The organism is Haloechinothrix sp. LS1_15, from assembly GCF_033042135.1.
GTDB lineage: Bacteria > Actinomycetota > Actinomycetes > Mycobacteriales > Pseudonocardiaceae > Haloechinothrix.
Genome location: NZ_WBXM01000015.1, coordinates 1 through 15,400 on the forward strand (window position 1 = coordinate 1; position 15,400 = coordinate 15,400).

Genomic DNA, 15,400 nt, shown 5'->3' on the forward strand with positions numbered 1-15,400 from the left:
AAGATCTCGTGTTGCGGGGAGAACGCCCGGGTCCAGTCGGGGTTCTGCTCGTAGGAGAACGAGTACATGTGCGACTGGATGTCGCACGCGCAACCGGGATAGGAGTTGTCACGCCACGTCCCGCCGATCTCGTCAGCCTTCTCCAGGATCACGAAATCGTGAATGCCAGCTCGCTGGAGCTGGATCGCCTGTCCGAGACCAGAGAATCCGGTCCCCACGATCACGACCTTGGCTCGGGCACGTACCGCCATACTCACATCCTCCACGCGCCTTCCGGGGCGATATCCGACCGGGCAGCTGCCAGGCAGCACGCCGGGCCACGACGACCAGCGGTCCGGCCGCGCCAGCACAGCCGCAACCATTGTTACCGATAGTAACAGTTACCATAGGGTAGCATGCGGGAAGAGGTGGCGACTGTCAACCGAACTCCGGTCACCGACCGGCGCATACCGGTCAACCCGACGTGGTGTTTCCCACGCAATAGCCCTTCGGGTATGCCATTCGACCCGGATTCACATTAAAGTAGGAGGACCCGGTAACCCCGGGCACCGCGATATGCGCACACGGCGTGCCGCCTGGCCTGCGCCGATCCGGGGCCGGGGACGGGCGCCACTGGCACGATGACGTGCAATCTATCGGCTGCACAGCGAGGTGCGGCCACTCGCTTACCACCGGTAGGGACGCTCGCCTCCGGACAACCAGCAGCTCGCCAGCTGCTGTCCGGCAATAGCGGCGGACCGACCATCCGGCGAGATACCGGGCATCTCGCGTCTGAAGAGCAGACCACCGCGATTCCTGGCAGTGCCACTTCCCCGGCCGCCCCCGTGGCCGGGGACCCATGCGCGCTGCCAGGACGCGCCGACACCATTGGGAGGGCGGCTAGACGTGACCCGCCACAACACGAGCTCGCTTGGCGCAGCGCAACCCTCGGCGCAACCCCCGAGTGAGGGTCTGTACGACAAGCAGTACGAGCACGACGCCTGCGGCGTCGCCTTTGTCGCCGATCTCTCCGGTCGCCGCGACCACTCGGTCGTGCGCAACGCGCTCACCGCACTGCGCAACCTGGAGCACCGGGGAGCGCGGGGTGCCGAGCCCGAGACGGGTGACGGCGCCGGGCTGCTCATCCAGATACCCGATGCGTTCTTCCGCGCGGTCGTCGATTTCGAGCTGCCCGACCCCGGAGCTTACGTGGCAGGCACCGCCTTCCTGCCGCGCGACGAGCAGGCACGGGACAAGGCCAAGTCGACCATCGAGCGCGTCGCCGCCGAGGAGGACATGAGGCTGGTCGGCTGGCGTGACCTCCCGGTCGACACCGCCCATGTCGGGGCGACGGCGGCGAGCGTCATGCCTTCCTTCGCGCAGGTTTTCCTGGCCCCCAAGGAGGCGGGCTCGCACGCCCCTACCGGGCTCGCGCTGGAGCGGATGGCCTACTGCGTCCGCAAGCGTGCCGAGCACGCGCTGACCGATCACGGGGTCTACTTCCCGAGCCTGTCCGCGCGGACCATCGTCTACAAGGGGATGCTCACCGAGCCGCAGCTGGACCGGTTCTACCCCGACCTCACAGACGAGCGCGTGGCCAGCGCCGTCGGCTTGGTGCACTCCCGGTTCTCCACCAACACCTTCCCGTCATGGCCGCTGGCGCACCCGTACCGCTTCATCGCGCACAACGGCGAGATCAACACGCTCCGGGGTAACAAGAACTGGATGAACGCCAGGGAGTCGATGCTCCGCTCGGAGCTGATCCCCGGCGAGCTCGAGCGCCTCTACCCCATCGTCACACCGGACGCCAGCGACTCGGCCACCTTCGACGAGGTGCTCGAGCTGTTGCACCTCGGTGGCCGCAGCCTGCCGCACGCGGTGCTGATGATGATCCCGGAGGCCTGGGAGAACCACGACGAAATGGACCCTGACCGCAGGGCCTTCTACGAGTTCCACTCCGGGCTCATGGAACCGTGGGACGGACCCGCGCTCGTCGCCTTCACCGACGGCACCCGGATCGGTGCCGTGCTGGACCGCAACGGGCTGCGCCCCGCGCGCTACTGGGTCACCGAGGACGGCCTGGTCGTACTGGCCTCCGAGGTGGGCGTGCTCGACCTCGAGCCAGCCAGCGTCGTGGCCAAGGGCAGGCTCGAACCGGGCAGGATGTTCCTTGTCGACACCGAGCAGGGCCGGATCATCGACGACGAAGAGGTCAAGGGCGAGCTCGTCGCCGAGCACCCCTACCGGGAGTGGGTCGAGGCAGGCAGGCTTCGCATCGACGAGCTGCCCGAGCGGGAGCGCGAGGTGCCCACCCACTCCTCGCTGGTCCGCAGGCAGCAGGCCTTCGGCTACACCGAGGAGGAGCTCTCGGTGTTGCTCGAGCCGGTGGCTCGCTCCGGGGCCGAGCCGATCGGCTCGATGGGCAACGACTCCCCGCTCGCGCCGTTCTCCGGCCGGTCGCGCCAGCTCTTCGACTACTTCACCCAGCTGTTCGCCCAGGTCACCAACCCGCCACTGGACGCGATCCGCGAGGAGATGGTGACCTCGCTCGAAGCTCAGCTCGGCACCGAGCCCAACCTGCTGGATGCCGGTCCGCAGGCGTGCCGGCGTATCGTGCTGCCGTTCCCGGTGCTGGACAACGACGAGCTCGCCAAGCTGGTGCACGTCAACGACGACGGTGACCTTCCGGAGTTCCAGGCGGCCACCATCGACGGCCGCTACCCCGTGCACGGTGGCGGCGAGGCGCTCGTCAGGCGGCTCGACGAGATCCGCTCCGAGGTCAGCGAGGCCATCGCCGAGGGCGCGCGGCTGATCGTGCTCTCCGACCGGGGCGTGGACGCCGACAACGCCCCGATCCCCTCGCTGCTGCTGACCGGAGCGGTACATCACCACCTGGTGCGCGAGAAGACCAGGACTCAGGTCGGGTTGGTCGTCGAGTCAGGTGACGCCCGCGAGGTCCACCACATCGCGCTGCTGATCGGCTACGGCGCCGCCGCGGTCAACCCCTACATGGCCATGGCCACCGTGGAGGAGATGGCCGAGCGTGGCCTGATCCCCGGCACCGATGCCAAGCAGGCCACCCGCAACCTGATCAAAGGGTTGGGCAAGGGCGTCCGCAAGACCATGTCCAAGATGGGTGTGTCCACGGTCGCCTCCTACACCGGTGCGCAGATCTTCGAGGCCATCGGCCTCGGGCAGGAGGTCATCGACTCCTGCTTCGCCGGAACCACCTCCCGAATCGGCGGGGTCGGCTTCGACGTGCTCGCCGAGGAGGTCGCCCAGCGGCACCGCAAGGCGTTCCCCGCCGACGGGGTGCACGCCCACCATCGCGAGCTGGAGCTCGGCGGCGACTACCAGTGGCGCCGCGAGGGCGAGCCGCACCTGTTCAACCCACACACGGTGTTCAAGCTGCAGCACTCCACCCGCTCGGGACAGTACGAGATCTTCAAGGAGTACACCCGCGGCGTCGACGAGCAGTCCGAGGAACTGATGACGCTGCGCGGGCTGTTCTCGTTCCGCGAGGGCGCGCGTGAACCGGTGCCGGTCGAGGAGGTCGAGCCGGTTTCGGAGATCGTGAAGCGGTTCTCCACCGGCGCCATCTCCTACGGCTCCATCTCGCAGGAGATGCACGAGACCCTGGCCATCGCGATGAACCGGCTGGGCGGCAAGTCCAACACCGGTGAGGGCGGCGAGGACCCCGAGCGACTCTACGACCCGGAGCGCCGGTCGGCGATCAAGCAGGTCGCCAGCGGGCGTTTCGGCGTGACAAGCGAGTACCTGGTCAACGCCGACGACCTGCAGATCAAGATGGCCCAGGGAGCCAAGCCCGGCGAGGGCGGCCAGCTGCCAGGCAACAAGGTGTACCCGTGGATCGCCAAGACCAGGCACTCCACGGCGGGCGTCGGGCTGATCTCGCCGCCGCCACACCACGACATCTACTCGATCGAGGACCTGGCGCAGCTGATCCACGACCTGAAGAACTCCAACCCGGAAGCCAGGGTTCACGTCAAGCTGGTGTCCGAGGTCGGGGTCGGTACCGTCGCGGCCGGCGTGTCCAAGGCCCACGCCGACGTCGTGCTGATCTCCGGCCACGACGGCGGTACCGGGGCTTCCCCGCTGTCGTCGATCAAGCACGCCGGTGCACCGTGGGAGCTCGGGCTGGCCGAGACTCAACAGACCCTGCTGGCCAACCGGCTGCGTGACCGGATCGTGGTGCAGACCGACGGCCAGCTCAAGACCGGCAGGGACGTCATGGTGGCCGCGCTGCTCGGCGCTGAGGAGTTCGGCTTCGCCACGGCCCCGCTGATCGTCTCGGGCTGCATCATGATGCGTGTCTGCCACCTGGACACCTGCCCGGTCGGGGTGGCCACGCAGAACCCGAAGTTGCGGGAGAAGTTCACCGGCAAGGCCGACTACGTGGTGAACTTCTTCGAGTTCGTCGCCCAGGAGGTTCGCGAATACCTGGCAGCACTCGGTTTCCGCTCGCTGGACGAGGCGATCGGGCACGCCGAGATGCTCGACACCCGTCGCGCCGAGGAGCACTGGAAGGCGCAGGGGCTCGACCTCTCGTCCATCCTGCACGTGCCCGAGCTCCCCGATGGCGCGCCACGCCACCAAGTGGTCAGCCAGGACCACGGTCTCGACAAGGCGCTGGACAACACGCTGATCCAGCTCGCGGAAGGCGCGCTCGCCTCAGGTGACCGGGTACGCCTCGAGCTCCCGGTGCGCAACGTCAACCGCACGGTGGGCACCATGCTCGGCTACGAGCTCACCCGGCGGTGGGGCGGCGACGGCCTGCCTGACGACACCATCGATGTCACCTTCACCGGTACCGCGGGCCAGTCGTTCGGTGCGTTCGTACCGCGCGGCATCACGCTGCGCCTGATCGGCGACGCCAACGACTACGTGGGCAAGGGCTTGTCCGGTGGCCGGGTCATCGTGCGTCCGCACGATGACGCCCCGTTCGCCGCCGAGGAGAACCTCATCGCGGGCAACGTGATCGGTTACGGCGCCACCGGTGGGGAGATCTTCCTGCGTGGCAAGGTCGGCGAGCGGTTCTGCGTCCGCAACTCCGGCGCGGTAGCGGTGGTGGAGCACGTCGGTGACCACGGCTGCGAGTACATGACCGGTGGCAAGGTCGTGGTGCTCGGCGGGATCGGGCGCAACTTCGCCGCGGGCATGTCCGGCGGCGTCGCCTACGTCCTCGACCTGCCACATCACCGGGTCAACACCGAAATGGTCGACCTCGACCCGCTGGACGACGACGACCGCGAGTTCCTCGCGGGGATCGTCGGCCGTCACTACGCGGAGACCGGATCCACAGTGGCACGCTCGCTGCTCACCGACTGGGACGCGGCGGTGGAACGGTTCGGCAAGATCATGCCCAAGGACTTCAAGCGCGTGCTACAGGCACGCGAGGCCGCGGTCCGGGAGGGCCGCAGCGTCGACGAGGCAGTAATGGAGGCCGCGCATGGCTGACCCGAAGGGTTTTCTCACCACCAAGCGGGAGACCGCGAAGCCGCGACCCGTCGACCTGCGGTTGATGGACTGGCGCGAGGTCTACGAGGGGCTGAACAACGGGAAGTTGCAGGAACAGGCCGGACGGTGCATGGATTGCGGCATCCCCTTCTGCCACGAGGGCTGCCCGCTGGGCAACCTGATCCCGGACTGGAACACCCTGGTGTGGCGGCAGGACTGGGCCGATGCCATCGAACGCCTGCACGCCACGAACAACTTCCCCGAGTTCACCGGCACGTTGTGCCCCGCGCCGTGCGAGGCAGCGTGCGTACTCGGCATCAACGATGACCCGGTCAGCATCAAGCAGGTCGAGATCTCCATCATCGACCGCGCTTGGGACGAGGGTTGGGTCAAGCCCCAGCCGCCTGCCACCAAGACCGGCAAGAAGGTCGCGGTCATCGGTTCGGGGCCCGCGGGACTCGCCGCCGCCCAACAGCTCACCAGGGTGGGGCACGACGTGGTGGTCTACGAGCGCGCCGACGCCGTGGGCGGGTTGCTGCGTTACGGCATCCCCGAGTTCAAGATGGAGAAGTGGCGCATCGACCGCAGGCTCGAGCAGATGCGAGCCGAGGGAACCGAGTTCCGCACGGGCGTCGACGTGGGCGTGGACGTGACCGCCGAGCAGTTGCGCGGCTCCTATGACGCCGTGGTGCTGACCGGAGGCGCCACCGCGTGGCGCGACCTGCCGGTGCCCGGCCGCGAGCTCGAAGGGGTGTACCAGGCCATGGAGTACCTCCCGCTGGCCAACCGGGTCGCCAACGGCGAGCTCGACGTCTCCCCGATCGACGCCGAGGGCAAGGACGTGGTGATCATCGGTGGCGGTGACACCGGCGCCGACTGCCTCGGCACCGCGCACCGCCAGGGCGCTCGGTCGGTGACCCAGCTCGAGATCATGCCCAAGCCGCCCGAGTCCCGCACCGAAGACCAGCCGTGGCCGACCTACCCGTTGCTCTACCGCACTTCCTCGGCGCACGCCGAGGGCGGCGAGCGGGTGTTCTCGGTCAACACCCAGGAGTTCCTCGGCGATGGCGACGGCAAGCTGCGGGCGTTGAAGCTGGTCGAGGTGGAACGCACCGACAGCGGTTTCGCCCCGGTCGAGGGCACCGAGCGGGAGATCCCGGCGCAGCTGGTCACCCTCGCGATGGGCTTCGTCGGCCCGGAGAAAGGGCCGCTGCTGACCGATCTCGGCGTGACCTACGACGGGCGCGGTAACGTGGCCCGCGGCGATGATTACCAGACCAGCGTCGAGGGTGTGTTCAGCGCGGGCGACATGGGCCGCGGCCAGTCCCTGATCGTGTGGGCGATCGCCGAGGGCCGTGCGGCCGCAGCCGGAGTGGACGCCTACCTCACCGGACGGGACGTGCTGCCCGCCCCGGTGAAGCCCACCGACCGCCCCATCTCCTAGTCCCGGGGTCGGGGTGCGCCCGATCCCCATGGCTGCGGCCTACCGTCAGCGTCGCCGGTAGGCCGCTTTGCGCCTTCCCTGCGGGAAAGGGGTGCCGATGGTCCGGCTACACGCCCTGCGGGACCGTCGCGCAGTGCCTGCGCACCACCATCACAGGGCACGTGGCGTGATGCAGCAACGCCTGGCTCGTCGAGCCGAGCAGCATGCCACGGAAGCCGCCACGGCCACGGCAGCCCACCACCACGAGATCGGCGCTGTCGCTCCAGTCGAGCAGCCGCTGCCGGGGCTTGGCTCGCGCCACGTCCCGCTGCACCTCGACGTCCGGGTAACGCTCCGCCCAGCCTGCCAGGCACTCGGCGAGCACCCGGTGCTCTGTGCCGTCCGGCGGCTCGCCGCCGGACGGCACCGGTGACCGTGCACCGGGCTCGCCGGTATCCCCGTCGCCGGTGGCGCGGACCGCCACCAGCCTCGCCCCTCGGAAAGCGGCCTGCTCGAACGCGCAGCCCAGCGCATCGTCGCTGAGCTCGCTACCGTCGACACCGACGACCACGGTATTCGCCTGCACTCGCTCGCCCGGCCCACGCACCGCGACGACCGGGCAGCGCGCGTGCGCGGCCAGCGTGATGGTCGTCGAGCCGAGCAGTGCGCCTGCGAACGCACCCCTGCCGGACTCGCCGAGCACCACGCAGCGTGCTCGCGCCGACTCGTCGATCAGCGATACCACTGGGGAATCGGTCAGCGTCTCGGTACCGACCACGATCCCACCTCCCACCCGCTCGGCCAGCTCCCGCGCGTCGGCGAGCGCGGCGTCGGCGTCGCGCTCGAGCAGGTGGAACAGTTCGGTCGATGGGGAGATCGCGCCGCCGGGGAAGAAGTCCGGGATACCGATGGCATGCACGATACGCAGCGCGGCGTGCCGTAGCCGCGCCTCGTGCGCCGCCCAGGTCACGGCCCGCAACGCCGCCTCCGACCCGTCCACACCCACCACCACCGGGCCGCTGCGCCCGTGTTCGGCGTGGTGCGCCGAGGTGTCCGAGTGCCCCACCGGCTACCTCCCGCCGTCGTACCGAGCCCGCCTGCCGCACCGGCGGGTTCCTGCTGGTCATCATGGCGCAGATACCCGGCACCTGCCACCAGGCCAGGGCGCCACCGCACCCTTGTGCGCGGTGCCATCCTGGCGCACCGTTGAGACCATGGCCGCGCCTGCCCGCCTGCTCGTTCTCGCCCTGCTGTTGGTAGCAACAGCCGCCGCAGTGGCGATCGGGTCGCGGCAGGAGGTGGCAGGCACGCCAGGGTACCGGCCGGAAGCAGGCGCCGCTGGCACCGCGCTGCTGTGGCTGATGGCGCTGGCGATGCCCTTGCTGGCCGCCATCCTGCTGGCCGCCGTCCACCACCGTGTCACGCGCCGCCGCGCCACCGACCGGCACCACGGAACCCCGGTGCTCCGCGGGCTGCTCGGCGCGCTCGGGCTGCTCGGGCTGCTGGCAGCGCTGGCTGCCGTGATACCGCTGCGGGCACCCGATGTGTCGCTGCCCAGCGACCAGGACGGCCGGGCGCCCGACGACCGGCAGGAACCGCCCGGCCGGGATGCCGGAAACGAGCCGGCCACCGCCGACCCGGCGCCCGGCGGCGAGGCCGGGCCCTCTGGCTTGCTCGATGTGGTGACCGTGTTCGTGGTCGCCGCGGTCCTGCTGCTCGCACTCGCCGCGCTGATCGCCCACTGGCCGCGACGGGCCCCCGGCGGGCCGGTAGTCGAGCGCGGCCACGGTGAGCAGGGCCACGGCTCTCGTCTCTCCACCCACCACGCCCTCGTCGAGGCGACCCGACGTGCCCTGTCCGAAGTGGATTCTGCTGGGCAGTCACCGCGCGAGGCGATCATCCGCAGCTACGCCACCTTCGAACGCGCGCTCGCCGATGCGCCGGACGCGGCGCCGCACCCGGCTGACACCGCATCCGATGTGCTGGGCAGGGCGGTTCATGCAGGCAAGCTCCGCGCCGAACACGGCGGGCGCCTGGTCGAGCTCTTCGCCGAAGCCCGGTTCAGCACGCACCCGATGACCGAGCAGGACCGCGCCGATGCGGCGGATACGCTGCGCCGCGCGTTGGACGACCTGCGGGAGCGCGTATGGTCACCTTCCTGATACTCGAGCTGCTCGCCGTCACGGCGCTGATCGCGATCGCGCTCACGCTGCTCAGCCGATCCCGGCGTGCACGGCTGGACCGCGACTCCGCGAGCGCTGCCCGGATCCCGGCTGCCGGGGCCCCGGACGATTCCGTCGCCGCGCGGGCGGCAACGATCGCCTCGGCCGCCCGAGGCACGCGAGCGGATTGGGACCGGCACGTGCGGCCCGTGCTGGCGAAGGAGTTCGCCGAGATCACCGCGAACCGCCACCCGCACGCCCCCGAAACGGCCACCGAGGGCGAGCGGCACCGCGCGGGTGTCCGGTTGTTCGGCGCGACACTGTGGCCGCTGGTCGACCCCGAACAGGCGTTCACCACGCGTCTTGGCCACCAGGGGCCGGGTCCCGACGCGCTGGAGGCCATCGTGGACAGGTTGGAGGAGGCCACATGAACGTGCTCCCGGCCGCCACGACGACCGCGCACTGCACGCGCGTGCTCGACGAGATCGAACGCGCTGTCGTCGGCAAGCGCGACGCGCTCGAGCTCATCCTGACCGGCGTGCTCGCGTGCGGCCACGTCCTGATCGAGGACCTGCCCGGCATGGGCAAGACCCTCATCGCCCGCTCGTTCGCGACGGTGTTCGGGCTGCGTTTCACCCGCGTGCAGTTCACCCCCGATCTGCTGCCAGCCGACCTGCTTGGTGCCACCGTCTACGAGCAGGCAACCGGAACGTTCACGTTCCGTCCCGGCCCGATCTTCACCCACCTGCTGCTCGCCGACGAGATCAACCGCACGCCGCCGAAGACGCAGGCCGCCCTGCTCGAGGCGATGGCCGAGGAGCAAGTCAGCGTGGACGGGCACACGCGATTGCTCGAAGCGCCGTTCATCGTGCTCGCCACCGACAACCCGATCGAGTACGAGGGCACCTACCCGCTGCCCGAGGCGCAGCTGGATCGCTTCATCCTCCGCGTGCGCCTCGGTTACCTGGACGCCGACCGCGAGGTCGAGATGCTGCAGCGGCGCCTGCATCGCGGGATACGGTCGACCCAACTGCACACCGCCCTGGCTCCGGAAGACCTGCTTGCCATGCGTGACTCCCTAGAGCAGGTGTCGGTACATCCCGAGGTGTTGTCATACGTGGTGACGCTGGCGGGCGCGACACGCTCCCACCATCAGGTCGACGTCGGGGTCAGCCCACGGGCCGAGCTCGACCTGGTGCAGCTCGCCAGGGCAAGGGCACTGCTCCGCGGCCGTGACTACGTCATCCCCGAGGACGTCAAAGCGCTCGCGGCGTCGTCGTGGGCGCACCGCGTCAGCCTCCGCCCCGAGATGTGGATCCGCCGCATCACCGCCGAACACGTCCTCGACGAGCTGCTCGCCACCCTGCCCGCGCCGCGCCTGGAGTGACCCGTGCACACCCGACAGGAACGCGTCACGCTGCATGCCTCCCCGCTGGCCACACAGCTGGTGCTGTTCTCGGCCGCCGCGCTCGCGCTTGCCCTGCTGCTGCGCCGGATCGAGCTCATCGCGTTCACCGCCCCACTGCTCGGTGCGCTGGCAGGGGCCTCGGCCCGGCACCGGCGGCAGGCCGTCCTGCTTCAGGTGCATCCGGCGACCGCGCGGATCCTGGCGGGCGAGACGGCGCGGGTGCGGGTGGAGGCCACTACCTGTAGCCGTCTCACCGGCCTCGACGTGCGGCTCGACTGCCCCGACGGCGTCACCGTCGACGAGCGTACTGTCGCCGGCGTGCCAGGGGGCATCAGTGTCGAGTACGCGCTGACGGCTCCGGACTGGGGCCGGTTCGTGCTGCCCGTGACGCTGACCGTCCGTGCTAGGGGAGGATTGCTGGCAGCCACCCACACCAGCCCGGTCGCGGTCGAGGTGCGCGCCTATCCGCTAGCCGCCCCGTCGGCCGTCTCACCGCGCGCGGCAGAGCTGCCCGATCGGATCGGCGCGCACCTCACAAGGGCACGGGGCGAAGGGGTGGAGTTCGCCGGGATCCGTCCCTACGTGGCAGGCGACCGGCTCCGTGCGGTGAACTGGCACGCCACCGCCAGGACTCGGCGACTGTACGTGACCGAGCGGCACACCGAGCGAGCCTGCGACACCGTGGTGGTGGTGGACACCCCAGGCACGGCGCCCCGACCGGGCACCGCCGAGCGGCAGGGGCTGGACCGTGCGGTACACGGGGCGGCACAGGTCGTCCAGACCGCGCTACGGCACGGCGACCGCACTGGCGTGTTCGCCCTCGGCGGTCGAGTACGTTGGTTACCGCCCGAGTCGGGACGAAAGCAGTTCTACCGCATCGCCGACGTGGTCCTCGACGCCATACCGGGCCACGCCGTCGGTGCCCACGGCGTCGCTACCGATGGTGCCACCGGCGCGTTGATCCCTTCGGGCGCGCTGACCTCCGGTGCCATGGTCATCGCGTTCACACCGCTGCTCGACGCACGCATCGTGCTCACCATCAACAACGCCCGGTTACGAGGGTACGCGGTGGCCGCGGTCGACGTGCTCACGGCGATGCCGCGACACGCCACTGCCGCCGACGATCCCCTCGTCGCGCGACTGTGGCGGCTGCAACGTCGGGGACTACATCGCAACCTCGCCAGCCTCGGCGTACCGGTCATGCCGTGGCGAACCGAATCGTCGCTCGACGAGGTCCTGCAGCCGCTGGCTCGCAGGCCGCTGCGCGCGCACCCGCCGAGGAGGGCACCGTGACCGGCCGCGAGCCCGGTGGCGGGCACCGCCAAGGCAAGACACTCGCCGCGATCACCGTGGCCTGCGGGATCGCGCTTGTCGGGGTCGCTCCCGCCGGGGTGCCCCACGCGCTCGCCGCGGGCCTGCTGTGCCTGCTCGCGCTCGTGCTGGCCGACGCGACCCCCCGATCCCACCCACCTGGCGACGGCCGCCGCGACTACGCCTGCTTGCTGCCCGGCGTGGCGACCGCCTCGATCGTGATGCTCGGCGCGAGCCTGCTGTCAGCCGACGCCCTACCGGACGTGCCGTGGCAAGCGGTGATCGCCCCACCCGCCGCGGTCGCCCTGCTCGCGCTTGTCAGCTGGCCGTACCGGACATCTCGGACCGGCCGGTGACGCAGTGGGCGTGCCGTGCCACTACCCTGGGCATGGTGTGTAGTCGCTGCGGTGGCCTGCGAGCAGGCCACCGCCCGGCCAGGCTTGCGGGTCGGGCGATGGTCGTGCCGCGCTGCCGACGACACGCTGCCCGGTTCCAGCTGATGGGAGGGTTCGTAACGGATGCTGGGGGGAGACTCCACACCGGTGCCGGCCGTGGCGAGCCGCCCGCGACCGACCGGTCGGCTCGCTGTCGCTGTCGCGCTCATCGCCTGGGTTCTGGGGGTCGTGTACGTCCTCGACCTGGTCATCGGATCGCACCACCTCCCCCGTGCGGTGACCGTGGCCGGGGTCGACATCGGCGGTATGTACAAGCAGGACGCGGTCGAGACACTGCGACGCGACCTCGACCAGCGGTTGACCGAGCCCGCGACGGTCACCGCCGGTGACGAGAGCGTCGACATCGACCCGGCGGCGGTGGGCATCGAGGCCGATTGGGAAGCGACGGTCGCCACCGCCGCGCAGCGCCCGTCGCGACCGCTTGCGTGGTTGCTGTTCCACTTCACAGCGCACGAAGTAGATCCCGTCGTCGACGCCGACGAGCAGGCACTGCGCGAGGAACTGGCCCGGCTCCGCGACCAGGTGGAACGCGATCACGTGGAAGGGGGCATCGCCTTCCACGGCACCGAACCGGTGGCGGTGCCACCGGAGGAGGGAAGGCGCCTGAACGTCGACGGGGCAGCGCGGACCGTCCAGCGGGAGTGGGTGCACGACAACCCCATCACGGTCGCCGTGACCACGCAGCGTCCCCTGGTCACCGCCAACGGCGTGCACACCGCGCTGGAGTCCGTGGCGCGTCCAGCCGTTGCCGGTGACGTCACGCTCGCGGGTGCTGACGGCGTCAGCGCCTCGTTGGAACCACACGACATCGCGGAGCTGCTGCGGTTCCGTCCCGACGGTCGCGGTGGCCTCGCCCCCGAGCTGTCGCCGGATGATCTGGAGAGCACCGTAGGCGACGAGCTGGCCGAGTCGGAGCAACTAAGCAGGGACGCCTCGATGGAGTTCGATGGCGAGACCCCCACCGTCCGGCCTTCTGTGGACGGTCGCCGCATCGACTGGGACGGCACGGCGGCGGAGCTGCTGGATGTCCTGCCGGGCGACGACCGCGAGGTCGCCGTCTCCTACCGCGACGAGCCCGCCGACATCACCACCGAGCAGGCCCGCGACCTGGGTATCGACGAGGTCGTCGGGGAATTCTCCACCGGGGGCTTCGCCCAGGACTCCGGGGTGAACATCCGCCGGGTCGCCGAGCACGTCGACGGTGTGATCGTGCCACCGGGTGAGACGTTCAGCCTGAACGAGTTCACCGGCCCCCGTGGCACCGACCAGGGCTATATCGAGGCGGGGATCATCGAGCAAGGCGAACCCGGTCGTGCCGTCGGCGGCGGTATCTCGCAGTTCGCCACCACGCTCTACAACGCGGCGTACTTCGCCGCCATGACCGATATCGAGCACACCGAGCACAGCTACTACATCAGCCGTTACCCAGTGGCCAGGGAAGCCACCGTCTACCAGGACGCCAGGGGCAACAGCGTGATCGACCTGGCGTTCCGCAACGGCCACCCGACAGGGATCGCCATCGAGACCGAGTGGACCCCCACCGAGATCACGGTCCGGTTCTGGGGGACCAAGCACTACGAAGTCGAGTCGGTGACCGGTTCGAGGACCAACTTCACCAGCCCGTCGGTACGAACCATCCCGCACGGCGAACCTTGCACCCCCAGCAGCGGTTCGCGGGGTTTCACCGCGACCGATACCCGCATCATCCGGGACCTCGACGGCGAGGTGGTCACCGAGGAGGAACGCACCGTCGTCTACAACCCGCAACCCGCTATCCGCTGCGCGCCCGCGCCGGACCCGTCGCCGGATCCCGACGACAACCCCGAGCCCGATCCCGACGACAGCCCCGAGCCCGATCCCGACGACAGCCCCGAGCCCGATCCCGGTGACGGCAACGGCGACGGCGACGAGGACGCGAGCGGCGGCAACGGCAACGGTGGCGGTAATGGTGGCGGCAACAACGGGGACAACGGTAGTGAGAACGACGGCGGCTCCGACTGACCGGGCACGGCCAACCCGTCTCACGGGGTGCTGGGTAGTCGCACCGTGACCGCGAGACCACCACCGACCACGGGGTCCGCCGTCACCGTGCCGTGGTGGGCCTCCACCGCGGCACGCACGATGGACAGGCCGAGCCCGGAGCCGTCCCGGCCGGTACGAGCCGTCCCACCCCGGTGGAACGGTTCGAACAGCTCCGAGACGGTCTGCGGATCGATCAACGGTCCCGAGGAACGCACGACCAGCGTCGCATCGGCCGGTTCCGCCCTCGTGCGGACCGTGATCCAGCCACCTGCGACGTTGTGCCGCACCGCGTTCTCCAGCAGGTTACCGGCAACACGTTCCAGCAGGGCCGGGTCACCTACGGCGGGAGCGGCCGGGGTGTCGAACTCGACACGCAGCTGACGTTGCTGGGCATCGGCACGCACCGCATCCCACGCGTGCCGCACCACAGCTGCCAGATCCACCGGCTCCCGCGTCGCGAGCTCGGCACCGTCGGTTCGGGCCAGCAGCAACAGCGCCCCAACCAGCTGCTCGGCGCGCCGCGCGGCTGATCGCACCACCCCGGCCATCCTGCGCAGCTCCTCGGCGTCGGCCTGTTCGTCGGTGAGCGTGACGTCGAGCTCGGTTCGCATCACGGTCAGTGGCGTGCGCAGCTCGTGGCTGGCGTTGGCGACGAACCGGCGCTGCGCATCGAACGCCGCGGCCAGCCGGTCGAGCATGTTGTCGATCGTCGCGGCGAGCTCGGCCAGCTCGTCACGCGGGTGCAGCTGCCCGATACGCTCGTCCATCGACTCGGCCGTCAGCCGCCGCGCCGTTCCTGCGATCTCCCGGAGCGGGCGCAGCACGTACGAGGTCAATGCCCATGCCAGCACGCCTGCGGCGAGTACCACGCAACCGAAAGCGATACTTCCGATCAGCACGACGCGGGTGCGGGCCTGCTCCCGCAGGTACTCGGCCAGCGCCGAGGCTTCCACGTCGGTGCCGTCCACGCGTACCGTGGTTCCCGGTGGCATGTGCGGTACGGCAGCGATCGCGTCGCTGACCAATCGCCACGCCAGGACGAGCAGGATCGCGCTGATCCCCGCGGCCAGCAGCACGGAGAGCAGCGTGATTCGCGCGCGCAGCCCGCGCGGGGACAGCCTCTCGCGAAGCTTCCTCAACTGGGTTCCAGGGTCGTCGGTGG

At 70.1% G+C, this 15,400-nt stretch carries 11 protein-coding genes; 8 read left to right on the forward strand and 3 right to left on the reverse strand.

Features of this window, described 5'->3' with window-relative positions; translation table 11 throughout:
- Positions 1 to 251, reverse strand: a 251-nt coding sequence (locus tag F8178_RS18510) for an FAD-dependent oxidoreductase (RefSeq protein WP_317496113.1), incomplete at its 3' end; no start/stop codon positions are given.
- A 634-nt stretch (positions 252 to 885) separates the two neighbouring features.
- Here F8178_RS18510 and gltB point away from each other — a divergent pair.
- Positions 886 to 5,457 carry a glutamate synthase large subunit gene (gene gltB / locus F8178_RS18515; protein ID WP_396345789.1) on the forward strand — a complete coding sequence of 1,524 codons (4,572 nt, stop codon included), beginning with the start codon at positions 886 to 888 and terminating at the stop codon, positions 5,455 to 5,457.
- Complete coding sequence (locus F8178_RS18520; RefSeq protein ID WP_317496114.1) at positions 5,450 to 6,901, forward strand: glutamate synthase subunit beta; 1,452 nt, start codon at positions 5,450 to 5,452, stop codon at positions 6,899 to 6,901. The genes gltB and F8178_RS18520 overlap by 8 nt, the downstream gene beginning before the upstream one ends.
- A gap of 106 nt (positions 6,902 to 7,007) precedes the next feature.
- Here F8178_RS18520 and F8178_RS18525 read toward each other — a convergent pair whose 3' ends face one another.
- Entirely contained in the window at positions 7,008 to 7,946 is a 939-nt protein-coding gene (locus tag F8178_RS18525; protein WP_317496115.1) for a universal stress protein, read from the reverse strand.
- Between the two features lie 121 nt (positions 7,947 to 8,067).
- Between F8178_RS18525 and F8178_RS18530 the strand changes: the two genes are divergently transcribed.
- The 6 genes from F8178_RS18530 (at position 8,068) to F8178_RS18555 (ending at position 14,217) form a co-directional block, all read left to right on the forward strand.
- Entirely contained in the window at positions 8,068 to 9,042 is a 975-nt protein-coding gene (locus tag F8178_RS18530) for a DUF4129 domain-containing protein (RefSeq protein WP_317496116.1), read from the forward strand.
- Complete coding sequence (locus F8178_RS18535) at positions 9,027 to 9,473, forward strand: hypothetical protein (RefSeq protein ID WP_317496117.1); 447 nt, start codon at positions 9,027 to 9,029, stop codon at positions 9,471 to 9,473. Before F8178_RS18530 ends, F8178_RS18535 begins: the two co-directional genes overlap by 16 nt.
- Positions 9,470 to 10,429 carry a MoxR family ATPase gene (locus F8178_RS18540; RefSeq protein ID WP_317496118.1) on the forward strand — a complete coding sequence of 320 codons (960 nt, stop codon included), beginning with the start codon at positions 9,470 to 9,472 and terminating at the stop codon, positions 10,427 to 10,429. Before F8178_RS18535 ends, F8178_RS18540 begins: the two co-directional genes overlap by 4 nt.
- Positions 10,430 to 10,432: 3 nt before the next feature.
- A complete protein-coding gene (locus F8178_RS18545; protein ID WP_317496119.1) occupies positions 10,433 to 11,743 on the forward strand; it encodes a DUF58 domain-containing protein in 1,311 nt (436 codons plus the stop codon).
- A complete protein-coding gene (locus F8178_RS18550; RefSeq protein WP_317496120.1) occupies positions 11,740 to 12,117 on the forward strand; it encodes a hypothetical protein in 378 nt (125 codons plus the stop codon). The genes F8178_RS18545 and F8178_RS18550 overlap by 4 nt, the downstream gene beginning before the upstream one ends.
- A gap of 186 nt (positions 12,118 to 12,303) precedes the next feature.
- Positions 12,304 to 14,217 carry a VanW family protein gene (locus F8178_RS18555; RefSeq protein ID WP_317496121.1) on the forward strand — a complete coding sequence of 638 codons (1,914 nt, stop codon included), beginning with the start codon at positions 12,304 to 12,306 and terminating at the stop codon, positions 14,215 to 14,217.
- Positions 14,218 to 14,237: 20 nt separating this feature from the next.
- Here the strand turns inward: F8178_RS18555 and F8178_RS18560 are convergent, their stop codons facing one another.
- On the reverse strand, positions 14,238 to 15,377 hold the full coding sequence (locus tag F8178_RS18560) for a HAMP domain-containing sensor histidine kinase (protein ID WP_317496122.1): 1,140 nt from the start codon (positions 15,375 to 15,377) through the stop codon (positions 14,238 to 14,240).
- Positions 15,378 to 15,400: the final 23 nt, after the last annotated feature.